Genomic DNA, 21115 nt, shown 5'->3' on the forward strand with positions numbered 1-21115 from the left:
CAAGTCCCCATGACTGAGCGCGCCGACGAGAGTCGAGCACCTGCACGGGACATGAACGGGTCCGACTCCGATTATTGCACGTCTGATCGGCGGCGCCGACCACGGGCCGCCCTCGGCGTCAGGAACTCCGCCGACGGCGGGTCTGCCATCTCCTGTTCAGTGCAACCCACAGGGGGGCCACCTGGATTCCCTCCTCGAGGTGCAGGAGGCGCCGGGTGCGTCGGCGCTCCAGGACCAGGCAGACGACGCCTCCGCCGACGACCACGTACTGGACGAGGAACGCGACGCGGAACGACTCGAACGAGAAGAGGTCGCTCGGCGCCCCGCCGGCCACCCGTGCCGCGTCGAGCTGGTCGAGCACGACGCCGATGAGGAACATCATCACGAAGCTCGCGAGGAAGCCCCCGACGTTGACGATGCCGTTGGCCACGCCGAGGCTGCGCATCGGGTTGAACGACCGGGCGAAGTCGAAGCCGATGAGGCTGCCGGGGCCCCCGACGCCGAGCACCACCACGAGGACGAACGCGAGCCACTGCGGGGGCTGCCCCGGCCAGGCCAGCAGGACGGTCCACGTGGCCCCCAGGGCCGTGACGATGCCGAGGACGAGGTTCGAGCGCCGGAGCGGGAAACGGGCCGTGAGCAGGCCGAGGACCGGGCCGGCCACGACGCCGGAGGCGACGAGCAGCGTGAGCATGCCGGATGCCTGCGTCGCCGTGAAGCCGAGCGCCCCGACGAGGAACGGCACTCCCCAGAGCAGGCTGAAGACCGTCCCGGACGACTGCGTCACGAAGTGCGACCAGAAGCCGAGGCGGGTGCCGGGTCGCCGGATGCTCTCCCCGAGCTGACGACCGGCGTCGCGCCAGGTCGTCCCGGCCGACTCGGCGGGGCGTCCGAGCGGGGAGTCCCGCACGACGACGACCACGAGGACGACGGCGACGACCGAGAGGCCCGCCGCGCCGAGGAAGGCCGGCTGCCAGCCGCTGCCGTGCAGGACGACGGAGAGGGGCACCGCCGAGAGCACCTGGCCGAGCTGGCCGACGTTGCCGGTCCACTGCGAGATCTGGGGCAGGATCGGCCCTCGGAACCAGGCGGGCAGCAGGCGGATGACGCTGATGAACGTCATCGCGTCGCCCGCGCCCACGAGCACGCGCCCGACGATGGCGACGCCGATGTGCGGGGGCGCGAGCGCGACCACCGACTGCCCGACGACGAGCAGGACCCCGCCCGCGACGATCAGGGCCCGAGGGCCGACGCGGTCGAGCAGCACGCCGACGGGGATCTGCAGGCCCGCGTAGACGATCAGCTGCACGACGGCCAAGGTCGACAGCGTCGACGCGGAGATGCCGAAGATGTGCTGGGCCTCGACCCCGGAGACGCCGAGCGAGGACCGCTGGAGGACGGCGACGACGTAGGCCACGACGGCGGCGCCCCAGACGAGCCAGGCGCGCGACGAGTTCACTCGACGACCCTAGCTGGCGTCGTGCACCCTCGACTCCTGGCCGTGCGCGACGGACGTGGAGCGGTCGCGGGTCAGGACTCCTCGTCGCTGCGCCGGCCCGCGAGGAAGCGCTCGAGCTCGGCGGCGAGGACGTCCGCGGAGGGGACCTGGCCGTCCTGGTCGGTGAGCGGCGAGGGGAGCGGGTTGCCCTCCATGTAGGTGTCGTGGCGTTCCTCGAGCGTGGAGACGAGTCGCGAGAGCTCGTGGTTGCCCTGCACCTGCTCGTCGACCTTGGCGAGGAAGTCGCGCCCCTCCGAGCGGAGCCGGTCGGTGGGGAAGATCAGTCCCGTCGCCGCGCTGATGCTCGAGAGCGCCGCGACTGCGGCGTCCGGGAACTCGGTGTCGGCCAGGTAGTGCGGCACCAGGAGGACGAAGCCCGCGGTGGGGTGGCCGGAGTCGCCGAGCCGCTGCTCGACGAGGTGCAGCGCGTTCGCGGGCGCCTGGGTCACGGGCCGCCACACCGACAGCGACTCGACGAGGTCGGACCGGTTGCCGCTGACCGTGACCCCGATCGGACGCGTGTGGGGCACGGGCATGGGGATCGAGTGGACCCACGTGGTCGTCGACACCCGGTAGCGACGCACGAGGTCGACGACGGCGGAGGTGAACCGTTGCCACTGGAAGTCGGGCTCGAAGCCGGACAGCAGGAGGAAGGACTGTCCGATGTCGTCCCTCATCAACCGGAGCGAGAGGGTCGCCGTCGCGACCTCGGAGATGTGGTCCTGGTCGAACGTGAAGACGGGGCGACGGGCGCGGTAGTCGAGGAGCTCGTCGGCGTCGAAGGAGGCGACCATCGAGTGGTCGAGCTCGCCCACGAGGAACTCGGCCAGCTGCCCCACCGCGCCCCCCGCGTCGGAGGAGCCCGTCAGGCCCGCCACGAGCGGCAGCCCCTCGGGCACGTCGGAGGAGTCGGGAGCGAGGTCGTAGAGTCCGGCGGGGTCGTGCATGTCGTCAATGCTAGGCAACCCGCCCGGCACCGGCCGCCTCCGGCGACGTGCCGAGAGCGAACACCCGCGGTGGCTACGATCGGGGGATGACCGAGCTCTTCCTGTCCACCACCCGTTCCCCCGCAGCCGAGGTCGAGGCCGACGTCCTCGTCGTCGGCGTCGTCACGGGGGCCGACGGCCCCTCGGTCACCCGCGACGTGCCCGGCCTGCCCTCGGACCTGCGTGCGTTCGGGGTCAGCGGCGCGCGCGACGAGCTCGTGAAGCTGGCCGGCACGGGCGCGGCGACCGTGACGGCCCTCGTAGGGCTCGGAGACGTCGTCGACACCGAGGCCCTGCGCTACGCGGCCGGCGCCGCCGTCCGCCAGCTGACCGGCGTCGACCGAATCGTGCTCGACCTGCCCGTCTCCACCGAGGCGGAGGCGCTGGCGGTCCTCGAGGGCGCGGCCCTCGCCTCCTACGAGTTCGATGCCTTCCGCGGGTCGTCGGCCTCCGAGTCGCGGCGCCACGCCCGCACCCTGGTGCTCGCGACCGACCTCGACGTCGAGGAGGCGACGGTGCGGCAGGCCACCGTGGTCGCCCAGGCCGTCCACACCGTCCGCGACCTCGCCAACACTCCCCCGCAGCAGATGTTCCCCCAGGCGCTCGCCGAACGGGCCGTCGAGCTCGCCACGGACCTGCCGCTCGACGTGACGGTCCTCGCCGAGGACGAGCTCCGCGAGGGCGGCTTCGGCGGGATCCTCGGCGTCGGCCAGGGGTCCAGCCGTGGTCCGCGGATGGTCAAGGTCGTCTACGCGCCCGAGGGCGCCTCGAAGCACCTCGCCCTCGTCGGCAAGGGCATCACCTACGACACCGGCGGGCTCTCGCTGAAGCCGGCAGGCAGCATGCTGGGGATGAAGGACGACATGACGGGCGCCGCCACCGTCCTCGCCGTCGTCGTCGCCGCGGCGCGGCTCGAGCTGCCCGTCCGCCTCACGGCCTGGCTCTGCGTCGCCGAGAACATGCCGAGCGGCACGGCCATCCGGCCCGACGACGTCCTCACGATCCGCGGCGGCACCACCGTCGAGGTGACGAACACCGACGCCGAGGGGCGCCTCGTCATGGCGGACGGGCTGGTCGCCGCGAGCGAGGAGCAGCCGGACGCCGTCGTCGACGTCGCGACGCTGACCGGCGCCCAGGTCGTCGCGCTCGGCACCCGCACCGTCGGGGTCATGGGCAACGACGACCTCGCGAGCCGCGTGGTCGAGCTCGCCGGCCGCGCCGGCGAGGCCGCGTGGCGCATGCCGCTCCCCGGCGAGCTGCGCAGCCGGCTCAAGTCCGACGTCGCCGACCTGGTCAACGCCACGCCAGGGAACACCGCCGCCGGCATGCTGCTCGCGGGCGTGTTCCTGAACGAGTTCGTGGGCGAGAAGAAGGGCACGGGAACGCCGCTGCCCTGGGCTCACCTCGACATCGCCGGCCCGTCGAACAACAAGGGCGCGGGCTGGGGCTACACCGGCAAGGGCTCCACGGGCGTTTCCGTGAGAACGCTGCTAGAGCTGGCCCGCGACTTTTCGGCCGCGTAGTAGGGTCGAGGCGGCGGGAGCGACCCGCCGAGATCGGTCCCCCGGGCGACGCCGCCTCCTCCTCACCGAGGTGGACGCGGACGCGACGCCGACGTCACCACGACGGCGCCTCCCCGCCTCGGGAACCTCCGAACGCACGAGGGAGTTGCTGGGTGTCGGAACAGAATTTTGACCTGGTGGTGCTCGGCGGCGGCAGCGGCGGCTACGCCGCAGCCCTGCGGGCCACCGAGCTGGGGCTGAGCGTCGCGCTGGTCGAGAAGGACAAGCTCGGCGGCACCTGCCTCCACCGGGGCTGCATCCCGACCAAGGCGCTGCTGCACTCCGCCGAGGTCGCCGACGTCTCGCGCGAGTCCGCGAAGTACGGGGTGTCGACCGACTTCCACGGCATCGACGTCCCCGCCGTGACGGCCTACCGCGAGGGCGTCGTCGCCAGCAAGTACAAGGGCCTCCAGGGCCTCGTGAAGGCCCGCGGCATCACCGTCGTCGAGGGCGAGGGTCGTCTGACCTCGCCCACGACCGTCCAGGTGGGCGAGACCACGCTGACGGCGAAGAACGTCGTCCTGGCGACCGGCTCGTACTCGCGCAGCCTCCCCGGCCTCGAGATCGGCGGCAAGGTCATCACCAGTGAGGCCGCCCTGGCCCTCGACCACGTGCCGGCACGCGTCGCCATCCTCGGCGGGGGCGTGATCGGCGTCGAGTTCGCCAGCGTCTGGAAGTCGTTCGGCTCCGACGTCACGATCGTCGAGGCCCTGCCCCACCTCGTCCCCAACGAGGAGGAGTCGATCTCGAAGCAGTTCGAGCGCGCGTTCCGCAAGCGCGGCATCGGCTTCTCGCTGGGCGTCCGGTTCAAGAGCGTGACGCAGAGCGACGACGGCGTGGTCGTGACCCTCGAGGACGGCAAGACGATCGAGGCCGACCTGCTGCTGGTCGCCGTGGGGCGCGGCCCCTCGACCCAGGGGCTCGGCTTCGAGGAGGTGGGCGTCACCATCGACCGCGGCTTCGTCATCACCGACGAGCGACTGCACACCAGCGTCCCCGGCGTGTTCGCGATCGGCGACATCGTCCCCGGCCTGCAGCTCGCACACCGCAGCTTCCAGCAGGGCATCTTCGTCGCCGAGGAGATCGCGGGCCTGGCGCCGCAGGTCATCGAGGACACCAACATCCCCAAGGTCACCTACTCCGACCCCGAGGTCGCGTCCGTGGGCCTGACGGAGGCCAAGGCGGCCGAGAAGCACGGTGCCGACAAGGTGACGAGCTACGACTACAACCTCGCCGGCAACGGCAAGAGCCACATCATCGGCACCAGCGGCTCCGTCAAGGTCGTCCGCGTCGTCGACGGTCCGGTCGTCGGGGTCCACATGATCGGCGCCCGTGTCGGCGAGCTCATCGGCGAGGCCCAGCTGGCCGTCAACTGGGAGGCCTACCCGGAGGACGTCGCACCCCTCGTGCACGCCCACCCGACCCAGAACGAGGCTCTCGGAGAGGCGATGCTGGCCCTGGCCGGCAAGCCGCTCCACGCGATGTAGTCGCGTCCCCCGTCAGACCCGTACCACCCGCACACTTCCGCACCACCCGATCACACAGACACACGATGTCTTCGAAGGAGTCCCCCGCATGAGCGAATCCGTCAACCTCCCGGCACTCGGAGAGAGTGTCACCGAGGGCACGGTCACCCGCTGGCTGAAGAACGTCGGCGACCGGGTCGAGGTCGACGAGCCCCTGCTCGAGGTCTCGACCGACAAGGTCGACACGGAGATCCCCTCCCCCGTCGCCGGCGTCATCGAGGAGATCCTCGTGCCCGAGGACGAGACCGTCGAGGTCGGGACCGCGCTGGTCCGCATCGGCGACGGCAGCGCCCAGGGCGGCGACTCCTCCGACGACGCTCCTGCCGAGGAGACGCCCGAGGCCTCGCAGCCCGAGAGCCCGGCCGAGGGCGGCCAGGACGAGGCGGACGACGCCGTCGTCGCGTCGTCCGCGGCACCGGCACCCGGCGAGGAGTCGGACGCTGACGCCCCCGCACCGGCCGACGACGTCGACCCGGCTCCGGCGGCCGAGCAGCCTGCCGACCAGGCCCCGGCCGTCCCCGCCACCGCCCCGGCGGGCGCGGCGGCCCCCGCGGCGGCAGCGCCCCCCGCAGCAGCAGCTCCCGCTCCGGCTGCGGCCGCTCCTGCAGCTGCTGCCCCGGCAGCCGCCGCACCGGCAGCTGCTGCCTCGGCCGACTCGTCGTCGGCTCCGACCGGCTACGTCACGCCGCTGGTCCGGAAGCTCGCGAACGAGAAGGGCATCGACATCTCGACCCTGACCGGGAGCGGTGTCGGCGGCCGCATCCGCAAGGAGGACGTCCTGGCTGCCGTCGAGGCCGCCAGCTCGGCCTCCACGACGTCCGCCCCGGCGTCGGCGCCCGTCGAGGTCTCGCCGCTGCGCGGCACGACCGTGCCCATGACGCGTCTGCGCAAGGTCGTCGCCGAGCGCGCCGTCCAGTCGATGCAGGCCATGGCCCAGCTCACGAGCGTGGTCGAGGTCGACGTCACGGCCGTCGCGACGTTCCGCGACGCGAACAAGGCGGCGTTCCTCGAGAAGACCGGCAACAAGCTCTCGTTCCTGCCGTTCTTCACCCTGGCGGCCGCCGAGGCGCTCAAGGCGCACCCGAAGCTGAACGCGACCGTCGACGGCGACTCGATCGTCTACCCGGACCACGAGAACGTCAGCATGGCCGTCGACACGGAACGTGGTCTGCTCACGCCGGTCATCAAGGACGCGTCCGACCTCGACCTGGCCGGCATCGCCGCCCAGATCGCGGACCTGGCGCAGCGCACGCGCGACAACAAGCTGAAGCCCGACGAGCTGGCCGGCGGCACCTTCACGGTGACGAACACGGGCTCGCGCGGCGCGCTGTTCGACACCCCGGTGGTGTTCCTCCCCCAGGTCGCCATCCTGGGCACCGGCGTCGTCGTCAAGCGTCCCGTCGTCGTCCAGGTCGACGGCGCCGACGCGATCGCGGTCCGGTCGATGGTCTACCTGGCCCTCTCGTACGACCACCGCATCGTCGACGGTGCGGACGCCGCCCGGTTCCTCGTGGCGGTCAAGGCCCGCCTCGAGGCCGGCGACTTCGCCGGGGTGCTGGGCATCTGACCTCGCCCTCGTGATCGCGCACGTCAGCGGCGCAGCACTTCTCTGAGACGCCAGCCGGCCTCGGTCCTCACCACGAGGACCGAGGCCGGTTCGTCGTCCGCCGTGCGGCAGGCGAGGAGCACGGTCTCCCCCAGACGCTGCACCTCCGACTCGACGACCGTGGGCAGGACCAGGTCGCCCGCCGATGCGAGGTCGGCCACCATCCGGGAATCTGCTGACGCCACGGGCGATCCTGCCTGGTCGACGGCCGCCAGGCACGACGTCGACGGTTCGCGGAGGCACCCGACCCGGGCCCTGAGCAGGACCGCCGCCGCCGCGACCGCGTCGTCGCCCCGCACCGCCGCCTCCTCCGTGCTCACCGGGTCGTCAGGGGCACGCTCCGGGACGGGGACGACGGTGACCGGGGTGGGCGCCGAGACGGCCGGGCCAGAGAGCGCGTCGGCAGGGGACGTCGCCACCGGCCGTGCCGAGTCGGACCTGGACACCTCGGAGCCGCCGCTCCGCGGGACGACGGTCGCACCCACGACGAGAGAGACCGCCACGAGGCCGGCGAGGACCCAGAAGCGTGGCCTCACCGACTGCAGCCGGTCGACGATCGACACGGCCGCGACCGCCTCCCACCAGTCCGCGACGCCGTCGAGGAGCGCGGACTCGGGCAGGACGCTGGTCCAGCCGGATCTCGGCGGGTCTCCCGGCGGTGGTCGCCAGGCGACCGCCGCCCCCTCGACGCCGGTGCTCGGCACGACGGTCGGCAACGCGACGGGGGGAGCCAGGTCGTGGACCCGCTCGACGAGCTCGTCCAGGCAGGTGCCGGTACCCTCCGGGCCCCGCAAGCGGGCCCGGTCGCGAGGAGACAGCTCACGGGCCACGGCCTCGACGAGGGACTGAGCCCCCTCGGCCGCCGTCACGAGCGGCGTCGTACCGGGCTGCGCGGTCCTGCCGCCGACGAGGACCGGGGCACCCCGGTCGTCGAGCACGACGTCCTCGAGGCCGACGCCGCCCAGCGCCGTCCCCCGCCGCGCCAGGTGGGCGACGGCGGAGAGCACGGGCAGCAGGACCGTGACGGCTTCCCCTGCGGACAGGGTGCCGCGGCGCCGAGCCCACCGGTCGAGTCGTTCCCCGCCCGGCTCGTCCGAGGCGACCACGAGGTCGCCCTCGTCGTCGACCAGCAGGTCGATCGGGCGGAGGAGGTGCGGATGCGGCGACGAGCTCGCGGCCGCGACGAGGGCCGGCGACGAGCGGCGCAGCACCACCCGGCCGCCGTCGGGCGCGGTGCCCTCGACGGCGCCGCCCGGACCGGGGGGCCAAGAGGACCCCGGCGCGAGCTCGTAGGGGCCGAGTGAGGAGGTGACCATGGGGTCATCGTGCTGCTCTCCGAGGGTCGGACGCGCGCCTCCTCGTCCCGGCCGGGGACGACCGACGACGGCGAGCCCCCGGGGAGGACCCACGGCGGCTCCCGACCCCGTATCCTGGTCTGCATGGCACGACGCACGTCACCGGAGAACACGTCCCCGAAGCCGCCCAAGGAACCGGGCCGCTTCACGCAGATGTGGCAGGTGTTCAAGATGACCCGCCGCGTCGACAAGTCGGCGCTGCCGCTGATGCTCCTGGCGCTGCTGCTGCCGGTCGCCGCCGGCGTCCTCGCGGGTCTCTTCCTCTCGGCAGGCAACGTCCTGGCGCTCGTGCTGTACATCGTGGTCGGCCTGATGCTCGGCATCCTGCTGCTGCTGATCGTCCTCGGACGCAAGGCCGAGAGGGCCGCCTACTCGCAGATCGAGGGGCAGCCCGGCGCCGTGGGCGCCGTCATGAAGAGCGGACTCCGTCGCTCGTGGCGCGCCGCCGAGATGCCCGTCGCGGTCCAGGGCCGTTCCCAGGCAGCCGTCTACCGCGCCGTCGGCAAGGGCGGCGTCGTGCTGATCGGCGAGGGCTCGGTCGCGCAGACCAAGAAGCTCGTCGACGAGGAGCGCCGCAAGGTGGCGCGCATCCTGCCCAACGTCCCCATCACGGTGCTGCACGTCGGACCCGACGCCGAGTCCGTGCCGCTGCACAAGATCGCCGGCCGCATGAACAAGATCAAGTCGTCACTGAACCGGAACGAGGTGCTCGCCGTGAGCAACCGCCTCCAGTCGCTCGGCAAGAACGGCCTGCCGATCCCCAAGGGCGTCGATCCGTTCAAGGTGCGGGCCGGACGACCGCGCTGACGGTCGACGCGACCCGCTGATCGAACCGGCAACGCACGNACGCGGACGAGCACCGTCCCCGCCACGCGGTCGTGCAGGCCCCTCTGGTCCTGGTCCCAGACCACCGCGGGGATGACGACCGCGAGCAGCAGGGTCCGGACGACCGGGCGCCAGAGACCGGTCCGGCCGCCGGCCATCGGGACGAGGCGCATGCCGAGGACCAGATGGCCGACGGTGCCGCCGAGGGTGACCAGGAAGAGGATCTGGACGACGCTGAAGACGACCGTGATGGCGAGCCCCTGGCCGTCGAAGAAGGCGAAGGCGACGACGTAGGCGAGTGCCCAGTCGATCGTCACCCCCGCGATCCGGCGACCGACGCGGGCGATCGAGCGCGGGCCCGTGCGCGGCAGGCCGAGGCGCTGGCCCGGCCAGTCCTGCCGGGGCGCCGCACCGCCGTCGACGGGGTCGGACGGAGGGCGGGATCGGTCGTCGTGCATGCCGCCGAGCCTACCGACGCGGCACCCGTAACATCTCTGAAACAATGGGGACACCGCGACGAAACGGCCCCGCCATAACGTCGTCGAAGGCTGCGTCCGGCAGTCTGACCGATCTGAGCCCATTGGAGAGACACCTAGATGTTCACCGATTCTTCCGAGGTGCTGAAGTTCATCACGGACACCGACGTCAAGTTCCTCGACATCCGGTTCACGGACCTGCCCGGCGTCCAGCAGCACTTCAACATCCCCGCGTCCACCGTCGACGAGGAGTTCTTCTCCGTCGGCCAGCTCTTCGACGGGTCCTCCATCCGCGGCTTCGCGTCGATCCACGAGTCGGACATGCAGCTCATCCCCGACGTCACCACGGGCTACGTCGACCCCTTCCGCGCCGAGCGCACCCTCGTGCTCGTGTTCGACATCTTCAACCCGCGCAACGGCGAGCTCTACAGCCGCGACCCGCGCCAGGTGGCCAAGAAGGCCGAGAAGTACCTCGCCTCCACCGGCATCGCCGACACGGCGTTCTTCGCCCCCGAGGCCGAGTTCTACATCTTCGACGACGTCCGCTACGAGGTGAAGCAGAACGCCAGCTTCTACAGCGTCGACAGCGAGGAGGGCGCCTGGAACACGGGCCGCGTCGAGGAGGGCGGCAACCTCGCCAACAAGACCGCCTACAAGGGCGGCTACTTCCCGGTCAGCCCCGTCGACAAGACGGCCGACCTGCGCGACGACATCAGCCTCAAGCTGATCGACTCGGGCCTGGAGCTCGAGCGCGCGCACCACGAGGTGGGCACCGGCGGCCAGCAGGAGATCAACTACAAGTTCGACACGATGGTCCACGCGGCCGACGACATCCTCAAGTTCAAGTACATCGTCAAGAACACGGCCGAGCAGTGGGGCAAGGTCGCGACCTTCATGCCCAAGCCGCTCTTCGGCGACAACGGCTCGGGCATGCACACCCACCAGTCGCTCTGGAGCGACGGCAAGCCCCTCTTCTACGACGAGAACGGCTACGGCGGGCTCTCCGACCTCGCTCGCTGGTACATCGGCGGCCTGCTGAAGCACGCACCCGCCGTGCTCGCCTTCACGAACCCCTCGATCAACTCGTACCACCGACTGATCCCCGGCTTCGAGGCCCCCGTCAACCTGGTCTACTCGGCGGGCAACCGCTCGGCGGCCATCCGTATCCCGATCACGGGCACCAACCCCAAGGCCAAGCGCATCGAGTTCCGCGTCCCGGACGCCGCGTCGAACCCGTACCTCGCGTTCGCCGCGCAGCTGATGGCGGGCCTCGACGGCATCCAGAACCGGATCGAGCCGCACGAGCCCGTCGACAAGGACCTGTACGAGCTGCCCCCCGAGGAGGCGAAGGGCATCCCCCAGGTGCCCGCGTCGCTCGACGGCGCCCTCGACGCGCTCGAGGCCGACCACGCGTTCCTCACCAAGGGCAACGTCTTCACCGAGGACCTCATCGAGACCTGGATCGCGTACAAGCGCGAGAAGGAGATCCTGCCGATGGCACAGCGCCCGCACCCCTTCGAGTTCGAGCTCTACTTCGGCGTCTAGCCGAGACCGGACGGGGCGCGACCGAGTCGGTCGCTCCCCGTCCGCCGTCGTGGCCGCCGGACGAGACAAGGCCCGCACCCTGAGGGGTGCGGGCCTTCTCCCGTCGTCGGCGGGCGTCAGGCGGGGATGCTGCTCCCGGTGAGGACGCGTCGCTGAGCCGGGGTCCGGCGACCGCCGAGGGGCCGCACCTCCCAGCCGCCGCTCGACCAGACCTCGGCGTCGAGCACGTTCCGGGCGTCGATCACGACGGGGTTGGCCGCGAGCTCGGCGAGGGCCGAGGGCTCCGCGCTGACGAACTCGGGCCACTCCGTCAGCAGCAGCACGGCGTCGGCGTCCGAGACCGCCTCCTCGATGCTGTCGGCGAAGGACAGGGTCGGGAAGCTGCGCTGGGCGGTCTGGGTCGCCTCCGGGTCCACGACCAGCACCTGGGCGCCGCGCAGGTGCAGCGCCGCGGCCACGTTGAGGGCCGGCGAGTCGCGGACGTCGTCGGTGTGCGGCTTGAACGCCGCGCCGAGGACGGCGATGCGCCGGTTCAGGACCGACCCGCCGCAGGCGTCGATGGCCTGGTCGATGACGCGCTGGCGCTGGGCCATGTTGATCTCGTCGACCTGCTGCATGAGACCGACCGCGCGGTGGGCGCCCAGCTCGTTGGCCCGGAACATCAACGCTCTGATGTCCTTCGGCAGGCAGCCGCCCCCGAAGCCCAGGCCGGCATTGAGGAACTTGCGGCCGATCCGGTCGTCGAAGCCGAGGGCGTCCGCGAGCGTCGAGACGTTCGCGCCGGCGGCCTCGCAGAGCTCGCTGATCGCGTTGATGAACGAGATCTTCGTCGCCAGGAACGCGTTCGCGCTGACCTTGACGAGCTCGGCCGTCGGCAGGTCGCACGAGATGACGGGCGTGCCCGTCGAGATCGGCTCGGCGTAGACCTCGCGGAGGATCGCCTCGCTGCGGACGTCGGTGCCGCCGAAGACGATGCGGTCGGGACGCAGGGTGTCCTCGACGGCGTGGCCCTCGCGGAGGAACTCCGGGTTCCACACGACGTCGGCCGACACCCCGGCAGGCAGCACGCTGGCCACGATCTCCCGGAGACGGGCCGCGGTGCCGACCGGCACGGTCGACTTGCCGACGATCAGGCCGTCGTGGCTGAGCGACTCGGCGACCTTGCGGGTGGCCTCCTCGACGTAGCTCAGGTTGGCGGCGTGGCTCCCCCGGCGCTGCGGCGTGCCGACGCAGATGAAGTGCACGTCGGAGAGGGCCACGGCCTCGGCGATGTCCGTCGTGAAGAGCAGTCGACCGGACTCGACGTGGCGGAGGATCAGCTCGGGCAGCCCCGGCTCGAAGAAGGGGACTCGGCCCTGGCTGAGCGCCTCGACCTTCGCGGGGTCCGTGTCGACGCCGATGACGTCGAAGCCCATCTCGGCCATCGCGGCGGCGTGGGTCGCCCCGAGGTAGCCGGTGCCGATGACGCTGATGCGGGGCTTCGTCGAGGCGGACGTCACCGCGGCGTCGACGGACTGGGGGTCGGTGCCGGCGCCGTCGGCCGGGCTGGTGTTCTTGCTCATGATGCGCTCCTCGCGATCTGGGGTGCTGCAGTCAGTGGGGCGGAGGGGGTGGGGAGGGACGAGAGCCGCGAGTCGTCGGCCGTGGTCACGGCAGCGTCCTCAGGGCGAAGTCGGTGTCGGTGCGGGCGATGCCGCGGCGGAATGCCTCGAGGGAGTCCTGCCGGGAGACGATCCGCCAGTCGTTCGTGAGGTACGAGCCGCTGGACACGGTCGTGGCCGTGAGGTTGAACCAGGAGAACCCGAGGATGTCGTCGTTCTCCGGCTTGGCGAGCTCGCTGAAGAGCGAGTCGATCCACTTCGGCTTCTGGGCGTCCTTCGTCGTGCCGAGCTCGGCCGCGCCCATCTCGGCGAGGATGATCGGCTTCGTCGTGATCTGCCGCAGCTGCGCCAGCGTCTTGCCGAAGGTGCCCTGGAAGTCGCCGGTCTGGGGCGTCTCGGGGCTGTTCCGGAGGTAGCCGGTCATGCCCACCCAGTCGACGTAGTCGTCGCCGGGGTAGAGGCTCGCCGTGTACTCGACGCCCCTGTTCTTGGTGGGCACGCCCTCGACCCGGGTGGGGGCCCAGACCCAGGCGACGAGCTCGTTCGCGCCGCGTGCCTCGAAGAGGTCGTGCACGTGCTGCCACATCTGCACGTACTCGGTCTTCTCGTTCCCGTTCACGCCCTCGGCCCACGGGTACCAGTTGCCGTTCATCTCGTGGTCGAGACGGATGGCCATCGGCAGGCCGTTGGCCACGAGTGCGTCGGCCCAGCGCGTGAGGTACGCGTCGAAGTCGCCCTCGATGATCTTGCTCAGCTCGTAGTCCGGGTCGACGACCGCCTCGTTGCCGGCGGCGATCGGTCGGGACTCCCAGGTGAGGAACGGGAGGTCGCCCTTGGCCCACGAACGGTTCACCGCCGTGGCGTTGAACTCCTGGTCGAAGCCCTGGAAGTAGCCCGACATGTTCGGCTGCGCGCCGATCTTCGTGCTCACGTCGTCGAACTCGGACCAGCTGAAGGGCGACTGGGTCGTGTAGAGGCCGAAGTAGCGCGACTCGGGCGAGACGATGTCCGCGAGGGACGGCGCGGTGATCGGCACAGGGCCGGTCGTCCCGCCCCCGCCTGAGCCGTTGCCGCTGCCGCTGCCACTGCCGGAGCCGCCTGAGCCGCTGCCGCTGCCGCTGCCGCTGCCGGAGCCATTGCCGCTTTTGGGCCCCGTGGCCACGGCCCCGGAGCCTCCGCTGCCGTTGCCGCCGCCGCTGCCGCCGGACGACGAGCCGGCGCCGGTCGCGGTCTGGGCGTCACGGAGGGCGTCCTGCGCCGACGCGAGGCGAGCCTGTGCGTCGGTGAGCTGCCCCTCGGACGTCCAGGCCTGCTGCTGCACGTCCGCCAGCTCGGTCTTGCTCGCGGCGAGCTGCCGCTTGGCCGCGACGAGCTGGTCGAGGAGGGCCGAGCGGTCCTCCTTGAGGGTGGTGACCTGGGCAGGGGACGTGCCGACCGCCTCCTGCACGGCGGTGCGGACGGGGTTGTCCGTCGGCGAGATCCAGATGAGCCACGAGATCATGGCCAACAGGACGACGGTCGCGGTCGCGCCGAGGGCCGTGCGGCGGGCGTTGCCGTGGGACGAGGCCCACCAGGCTCCCGACTGCACGTGCAGCGGGGCGACGAAGGTCTGCGGGGACTCAGACAATGAACCACACCTCCAGGGCGATGATGACGGCACCGATCAGGTACGGGAAGCCGGCTTTGGGGTTGAGGCGACGACGAGGAGGCGCGACGGCGGCCACGGGGGCCGTGGCCGCGGCGAAGGCGGTCGCCGACGAGGTCGTCACGGCGTCGTCCTGGGGCGACGGCGCGGTCTCGACGGCCGTCTCGGCGCGGTGGCTGCGCACCAGGACCACGCCCGTGTCGTCGCGTCGGACGGTGGTCGCATCCGAGGTGGGGCCTGCCGGGGTCGAGGGACCGCCGAAGTCGAAGAGGGCGTCGACGCCGGGATCGGTCTCGTCGTCGAACTCGCGCTCCAGGACCTGCAGCGAGTCGTCGCCGGTCGCCTGGTGGGCCATCTGCTGGGCCGCGTCGTCCGCGGCTCCGCCGGCGTAGGCGCCGGCACGGGTCCCCCAGCCGCTGGCGTGCCCCATGCGGAAGAACCCGATGACGCGGATCGGCATGAGGAAGAAGGTCGACACGATGATGAAGACCGGCAGGCGGAGGAAGTCCGACGGCTTCTCGGCCAGGTGCCGCATCTGTCGGATGGCCATGCTGAGCACGGACGACAGCACCATCAGGACCACGATGCTGACCAGCCCGGTGGAGACCCCGTACTCGGCCAGGATGCCGCGGTACAGGTTGACGCCCTGGCCGGTGATTCCCCGGTAGATCCAGCCGCCGATGACGCCCATCAGGAGGAAGGGCAGGACGATGTCCATCGCGAAGAAGAACGCCAGCATCGGAGCGTGCCCGAGCATCCACGGCATCATCCGGAACGTGTTGTACTGGCTGCCGCGGGCCCAGCGGAGCTGCTGCTTGAACAGCTTCTTCACCTCGAGCGGGGCGTCCGTGTAGACCAGGCTCGTGTGCTGGTAGACGGTGCGGTAGCCCTCCTTGAGCGTGAGGTTCGTCAGGGTGCGGTCGTCGCTGACCTCGAGGAAGACGCCCATGAACTTCTCCGTCATGAACCGGTCCATCACCCGCACGAGGATCTCGCGGCGGAACGCGATCGTCCGGCCGGGGAGGCAGCCGATCTGCCCCAGGACGCTCTGCGCGGGCATCGAGTAGAGCGCGCGCGAGTTCTCGAGCCAGTCGGCCCAGCGGGTGATCCAGCTGCGCTCGGGCTCCAGGATGCGCTGACGCGTGGTGACGCCGCCGACGTTCTCGTGGGCGAAGGGACGGACGAGCTCGGAGAGCGTCCCCGGCGTCCACACCGTGTCGGAGTCGACCAGCACGGTGATGTCGCCGCGGCTGAGCTCAGTGCCGATCATGACGGCGTTGCGCTTGCCGGGGATGGGCGTGTGCACCCAGCGGACGAGAGGGGCGTACTCGTCGCAGACGGCGGCCAGCTCCGGGTTCGGCTTGCCGTTGATGACCACGATGATCTCGCCCGGCTGCTGCTCGACCATGCGGCCGATGACGTCGCGGAACAGGTCGAGGGGCTCGTCGACCACGGGGACGACGACGCTCGTGGAGCCCGAGAACTCCCCTGTGAAGGGACGGTACCGCCTCGAGAGCAGCACCTTGATGATCCACAGGATCCAGATGAAGGCCGAGTAGACCGCGAACAGGTAGAGCTCGGCGTGGCCGCCTGCCATGGATCGGATCTGGAGGATGAAAGTCAACACGAGGGCCGCCTCACGGGGATGGGAAAAGGATGATTCCGCGTCTTCGAGGAAAGGGGTCTGTCGGGTCGGTGCAATCTTGCGGCGGTTCGGAGGGGACTCACAACCGACCACCCGTTCGGGGACTCGGCCCGACCGCGCGGGGTACGCCCGTGTCCTCCCATCGGTGTCGCACGAAATGCCGACAGGGCCGAGTGCCTCTCGGAGGCGCGGCGGCACCCGCCGGGCATGACCCTTTCCTCCCCTCCTGAGCGCACGGAGGCAGCGAGCGAAAAGCCAGGTCACAGCGCTGTCCGGGCCATCCCGCACCGACTCGGCCCGCGGTGCGGGAGGTGAGGAAAGCCCAGGGCACTGGGGGGCCGTGCGTGCGGGGCGGTCATGCGTCCGAAACACGGCAGACATCTCGACCGGGGTACGCACCCCCTTTTCGGGGTACGACAAAATCACCCGTGACCAATTCAGGCGTCACCCCCCGGGTGAGTGCATCCCGGGCGTGTCGCACCTCGTGGCCGCGACGTCGGTCGCGCCGGACGAGGTCAGGCGGTAGGCTCCGGCGCCTCGTCCAGGCCGTAGAAGCCCCGCTCGAACACCGCACGCGCACGACGGGTCACCGCGAGGTAGTCCTCCTCGAGGCGCGTGGCCGACCCCGGCGGGTACTCCATCAGGCGGGCGACGCCCTCGAGCTGGCGACGGTCGGTCGGCAGGACGTCCGAGGTGCGCGAGGTCCAGAGGACGACGGCGGAACGGGCACGGGACGCCATCAGCCAGGCGTCGTGCAGCTTGGCCGCGTCGTCGACGTCGACGAGCCCGGCGGCGGCCGCCGCCTCCAGGGCGGTCAGGGTCGAGGTCGTCCGGAGACCGGGCACGTCGTGCGCGTGCCGGAGCTGCAGCAGCTGCACGAACCACTCCACGTCGCTCAGGGAGCCGCGGCCGAGCTTGAGGTGACGCGACGGCTCGGCGCCCTTGGGGAGGCGCTCCGCCTCGACCCGCGCCTTGATGCGCTTGACCTCGCGCACCTCCTGGTCGGACAGGGACACCGGGTAGCGGACCTCGTCGGCCAGCGCGGTGAACTCGGCCCCCAGGCCGGCGTCGCCCGCCACCACGCGGGCTCGCAGCAACGACTGGGCCTCCCAGGTGAGCGACCACCGTGCGTAGTAGGCGCGGTAGGAGGCGAGGGACCTGGTCACCGGTCCGTTCCCGCCCTCGGGACGCAGGCCCGTGTCGAGGTCGAGCGGCACGAGGGCGTCCGAGGTGAGGCGGCCCATCTCGGCCACCACGCCGGCGGCCCGGCGCTGCGAGGTGTCGTCGCCCTCGGCCCCCCGGTGGACGAACAGGACGTCGGCGTCCGATCCGAACCCGAGTTCGCGGCCGCCGTAGCGGCCCATGGCGACGACGGCCATCTCGATGTCGGGCACGTCCCGACGGGCCAGGGCGAGGGCACCCGTGATCGTCGCGGTCGTGACGTCCGTGAGCCCCTGAGCCAGCTGGTCGATCGTGACGAGGCCCAGGATCCCCGAGATGGCCAGCCGGAGGACCTCGCGGCGGCGGGCCTGCCGCAGCACGCCGGCCGCCCCCTCCTTCGACTCGTGCCGCGCCACGGTGGCGCTCGTCTCGTCGAGCAGGCTGGCGAGCGTCCGTGGTCGGAGCTCGGCGTCGGACTCGAACCAGGCCGCCGCCTCCGGGGACCGGTCGAGCAGGTCGGCGACGAACGTCGACGACGAGAGGACGGTCGTGAGCCGGTGGGCGGCCCCCGACGAGTCGCGCAGCATCCGGAGGAACCAGTACGACTCGCCGAGCCCGTCGCTGAGCCTGCGGAAGGCGAGCAGCCCGAGGTCGGGGTCGGTCCCGTCGGCGAACCACTGCAGCATCGCGGGCAGCAGGTGCCGCTGGATGCTCGCCCGCCGGGAGACTCCCCCGGTCAGGGCGGCGATGTGCCCGAGGGCACCGCGCGGGTCGGCGAAGCCGATCGCGGCCAGCCGGGCGGCGGCCTGGTCGCTGCTGAGCGCGAGGTCCTCCTCGGGACGGGCCGCGACCGCCGAGAGCAGGGGCCGGTAGAAGAGGCGCTCGTGCAGGGTGCGGACGCGCCGCTTCACCTCGCGCCACGCCTCGACGAGCCCCGTGCCCGACGAGCTCAGCCCGGAGGCGCGCGCGAGCACCCGGAGCGCGTTCTCGTCCGTCGGCATCAGGTGGGTCCGCCGCAGGTGCGCCAGCTGCACGCGGTGCTCGAGCACGCGCAGCACCCGGTAGTCGCGATCGAACTCGGCGGCCTCGGCACGCCCCACGTAGCCCCGTCTCGCGAGGGCGGCCAGGGCCTCCAGCGTCGACCGTTGCCGCACGCCGTCGTCGGCCTGGCCGTGGACGAGCTGGAGGAGCTGGATGGTGAACTCGACGTCGCGGAGCCCGCCGGGCCCCAGCTTCAGCTGCCGGTCGACCTCGTCGGCGGGGAGGAGGTCGGTGACGCGCTCGCGCATGGCCTGCACCGACTCGACGAAGGCCTCGCGCTGGGCGGCGGACCACACGAACGGCGCGATGCGCTCGGCGTACCGGTCGCCGAGGTCGACGTCCCCCGCGAGCGGACGCGCCTTGAGCAGCGCCTGGAACTCCCATCCCTTCGCCCAGCGCTCGTAGTAGGCGACGTGCGACTCGAGGGTGCGGACGAGGGCGCCGTCCTTGCCCTCCGGCCTCAGGTTGGAGTCGACCTCCCAGAGCTCGGGCTCGAGGGCGAGGTCGGTGATCGCCCGCACGGTGTGCACCGCCAGCCGGGTGCCGATCTCGACCGCCCGCCCGTTCTCGAGGCCGTCGGCCCCCTCGGCGACCCACACGACGTCGACGTCGCTGAGGTAGTTCAGCTCGCGGGCCCCCGCCTTGCCCATCCCGATCACCGCGAGACGCGTGCGCGACACGTCGTCCGCGGGGAACGGCACCTCGCGCCGGGCCACGTCGAGGGCGGCGTGCAGAGCGGCACCGGCCAGGTCGGCGAGGGCCGCGGCGACGACGGGGAGCGCCTCGACCGGGTCGGGCCGGTCGAGGTCCCAGCCGGCGATCTCGACGAGGTGACGGCGGTAGCCGACGCGGAGCGCCACCCGCGCCTCCTCGTCGACCAGCCCGGCCACGCGCGACACCAGGTCGTCCACGTAGGCGTCGCGACTGCGGGGAACGGGCGCGGGCCGCAGCAGCAGCTCGAGCTCGGCCGGTCGCCGCACCAGGAACTCGGCGAGCCCGGACGACGACCCGAGCAGGCGCAGCAGACGCTCCCCCGCGCCGGCCTCGAGCAGCGCGGCGACGCCGTCGGGCGACCGCTCGAGCAGTCGCTCGAGGTGCAGCAGGCCCTGGTCCGGATCGGGGCTGCGGGCGAAGGAGGAGACGGCCGCCGCGAGCGACGGGGTCGCCTCGACGAGGCGGTCCAGCCGCTCACGCGCGGTGCCGAGCTCGGCGAACCCGAGCCGTGCCAGGTCGGACAGCGCCGTCGCGGCTCGGGGCATGGTGGAGCCGGCCCGCTAGAGGATCTCGAGGTTGGAGCGCAGCTCGAACGGCGTCACCTGGGCACGGTAGGACTTCCACTCCTGCCGCTTGTTCAGCAGCACGTAGTTGAAGACCTGCTCGCCGAGCGTCTCGGCGACCAGCTCGCTGTCCTCCATGATCGAGAGGGCGTGGTCGAGGCTGGCGGGCAGCTGCTTGTAGCCGAGGGCGCGACGCTCGGCGTCGCTCATGCCCCAGACGTTGTCCTCGGCCTCGGCGGGGAGCTCGTAGCCCTCCTCGATGCCCTTGAGGCCGGCGGCGAGCATGAGGGAGAAGGCGAGGTACGGGTTCGCGGCGGAGTCGATCGCGCGGTACTCGACGCGGCTCGAGTTGCCCTTGTTCGGCTTGTACAGCGGCACGCGCACGAGCGCCGAGCGGTTGTTGTGGCCCCAGGTCACGAAGCTCGGTGCCTCGTCGCCGCCCCACAGGCGCTTGTAGCTGTTGACGAACTGGTTCGTCACCGCCGTGATCTCGGGCGCGTGGCGCAGGAGGCCGGCGATGAACTGCCGGCCGATCCGGGAGAGCTGGTACTCGGCACCCGCCTCGTAGAACGCGTTGCCGTCGCCCTCGAAGAGCGACATGTGCGTGTGCATCCCCGAGCCGGGGTGCTGGCTGAAGGGCTTGGGCATGAACGTGGCGTACACGCCCTGCTCGATCGCCACCTCCTTGATGACGGTGCGGAACGTCATGATGTTGTCCGCGGTCGTCAGGGCGTCGGCGTAGCGCAGGTCGATCTCGTTCTGGCCGGGACCCGCCTCGTGGTGGCTGAACTCGACGGAGATCCCGAGGTCCTCGAGCATGCGGACCGAGCGGCGGCGGAAGTCGTGGGCCGTCCCGCCGGGCACGTTGTCGAAGTAGCCGGCGGAGTCGACGGGCTGGGGGCCGTCCGGCCCGCCCTGCGCGTCCTTCAGGAGGTAGAACTCGACCTCGGGGTGCGTGTAGAACGTGAAGCCGCGTTCGCCGGCCCGCGCGAGCGTGCGCTTGAGCACGTTCCGCGGGTCGGCGACGGCTGGCTGCCCGTCGGGCGTCGTGATGTCGCAGAACATCCGCGCCGTCGGGTCGATCTCGCCCCGCCACGGCAGGATCTGGAAGGTGGTCGGGTCGGGCTGCGCGAGCACGTCCGCCTCGTACGAGCGGGTGAGCCCCTCGATCGCGGAGCCGTCGAAGCCGATCCCCTCGGCGAACGCGCCCTCGACCTCGGCCGGGGCGATGGCCACGCTCTTCAGGGTGCCGATCACGTCCGTGAACCAGAGCCTGATGAACTTGATGCCGCGCTCTTCGATCGTCCGGAGGACGAAGTCCCTCTGCTTGTCCATCGACAGCCTTTCTGCTCTGCGTCGAGGCTAG

13 protein-coding genes are annotated in these 21115 nt (G+C 71.6%); 5 read left to right on the forward strand and 8 right to left on the reverse strand.

The window, feature by feature from the left end; translation table 11 throughout:
* Positions 1-118: 118 nt before the first annotated feature.
* Both IFT77_RS02165 and IFT77_RS02170 read right to left on the reverse strand, forming a co-directional pair.
* Complete coding sequence (locus tag IFT77_RS02165; protein ID WP_192169107.1) at positions 119-1459, reverse strand: MFS transporter; 1341 nt, start codon at positions 1457-1459, stop codon at positions 119-121.
* A gap of 71 nt (positions 1460-1530) precedes the next feature.
* The gene (locus IFT77_RS02170) at positions 1531-2445 is read right to left on the reverse strand and encodes a proteasome assembly chaperone family protein (protein ID WP_192169108.1); all 915 of its coding nucleotides are present in this window, start codon (positions 2443-2445) and stop codon (positions 1531-1533) included.
* An 86-nt stretch (positions 2446-2531) separates the two neighbouring features.
* Between IFT77_RS02170 and IFT77_RS02175 the strand changes: the two genes are divergently transcribed.
* The 3 genes from IFT77_RS02175 to sucB all read left to right on the forward strand — a co-directional run bounded on the left by IFT77_RS02175 (position 2532) and on the right by sucB (position 7139).
* Positions 2532-4007, forward strand: a complete 1476-nt coding sequence (locus IFT77_RS02175; RefSeq protein ID WP_192169109.1) for a leucyl aminopeptidase — start codon at positions 2532-2534, stop codon at positions 4005-4007.
* Between the two features lie 152 nt (positions 4008-4159).
* Positions 4160-5533, forward strand: coding sequence for a dihydrolipoyl dehydrogenase (gene lpdA / locus IFT77_RS02180; protein ID WP_192041767.1), 1374 nt, complete (start codon positions 4160-4162; stop codon positions 5531-5533).
* An 88-nt stretch (positions 5534-5621) separates the two neighbouring features.
* Complete coding sequence (sucB, locus tag IFT77_RS02185; RefSeq protein ID WP_192169110.1) at positions 5622-7139, forward strand: 2-oxoglutarate dehydrogenase, E2 component, dihydrolipoamide succinyltransferase; 1518 nt, start codon at positions 5622-5624, stop codon at positions 7137-7139.
* A 23-nt stretch (positions 7140-7162) separates the two neighbouring features.
* Here the strand turns inward: sucB and IFT77_RS02190 are convergent, their stop codons facing one another.
* Positions 7163-8494 carry a hypothetical protein gene (locus tag IFT77_RS02190; protein ID WP_192169111.1) on the reverse strand — a complete coding sequence of 444 codons (1332 nt, stop codon included), beginning with the start codon at positions 8492-8494 and terminating at the stop codon, positions 7163-7165.
* A 123-nt stretch (positions 8495-8617) separates the two neighbouring features.
* Between IFT77_RS02190 and IFT77_RS02195 the strand changes: the two genes are divergently transcribed.
* Together IFT77_RS02195 and glnA are read left to right on the forward strand one after the other, a co-directional pair.
* Complete coding sequence (locus IFT77_RS02195; RefSeq protein ID WP_192169112.1) at positions 8618-9340, forward strand: DUF4191 family protein; 723 nt, start codon at positions 8618-8620, stop codon at positions 9338-9340.
* Between the two features lie 614 nt (positions 9341-9954).
* The gene (gene glnA / locus IFT77_RS02205) at positions 9955-11379 is read left to right on the forward strand and encodes a type I glutamate--ammonia ligase (RefSeq protein ID WP_123546042.1); all 1425 of its coding nucleotides are present in this window, start codon (positions 9955-9957) and stop codon (positions 11377-11379) included.
* 116 nt (positions 11380-11495) lie between these two features.
* On the opposite strand, the gene IFT77_RS02210 is transcribed toward glnA, so the two are convergent.
* From IFT77_RS02210 to IFT77_RS02230, 5 genes are all read right to left on the reverse strand, one after another.
* A complete protein-coding gene (locus IFT77_RS02210) occupies positions 11496-12941 on the reverse strand; it encodes a UDP-glucose/GDP-mannose dehydrogenase family protein (protein ID WP_192169114.1) in 1446 nt (481 codons plus the stop codon).
* A gap of 85 nt (positions 12942-13026) precedes the next feature.
* The gene (locus IFT77_RS02215) at positions 13027-14607 is read right to left on the reverse strand and encodes a glycosyl hydrolase (RefSeq protein ID WP_244638379.1); all 1581 of its coding nucleotides are present in this window, start codon (positions 14605-14607) and stop codon (positions 13027-13029) included.
* Positions 14600-16252 carry a glycosyltransferase gene (locus IFT77_RS02220; protein ID WP_192169115.1) on the reverse strand — a complete coding sequence of 551 codons (1653 nt, stop codon included), beginning with the start codon at positions 16250-16252 and terminating at the stop codon, positions 14600-14602. Before IFT77_RS02220 ends, IFT77_RS02215 begins: the two co-directional genes overlap by 8 nt.
* 533 nt (positions 16253-16785) lie before the next feature.
* The gene (locus IFT77_RS02225; protein ID WP_192169116.1) at positions 16786-19731 is read right to left on the reverse strand and encodes a bifunctional [glutamine synthetase] adenylyltransferase/[glutamine synthetase]-adenylyl-L-tyrosine phosphorylase; all 2946 of its coding nucleotides are present in this window, start codon (positions 19729-19731) and stop codon (positions 16786-16788) included.
* A 15-nt stretch (positions 19732-19746) separates the two neighbouring features.
* On the reverse strand, positions 19747-21084 hold the full coding sequence (locus IFT77_RS02230; RefSeq protein WP_123546050.1) for a glutamine synthetase family protein: 1338 nt from the start codon (positions 21082-21084) through the stop codon (positions 19747-19749).
* Between the last annotated feature and the right edge of the window lie 31 nt (positions 21085-21115).

This window comes from Frigoribacterium sp. CFBP 13729, from assembly GCF_014841875.1.
Classification (GTDB): domain Bacteria; phylum Actinomycetota; class Actinomycetes; order Actinomycetales; family Microbacteriaceae; genus Frigoribacterium.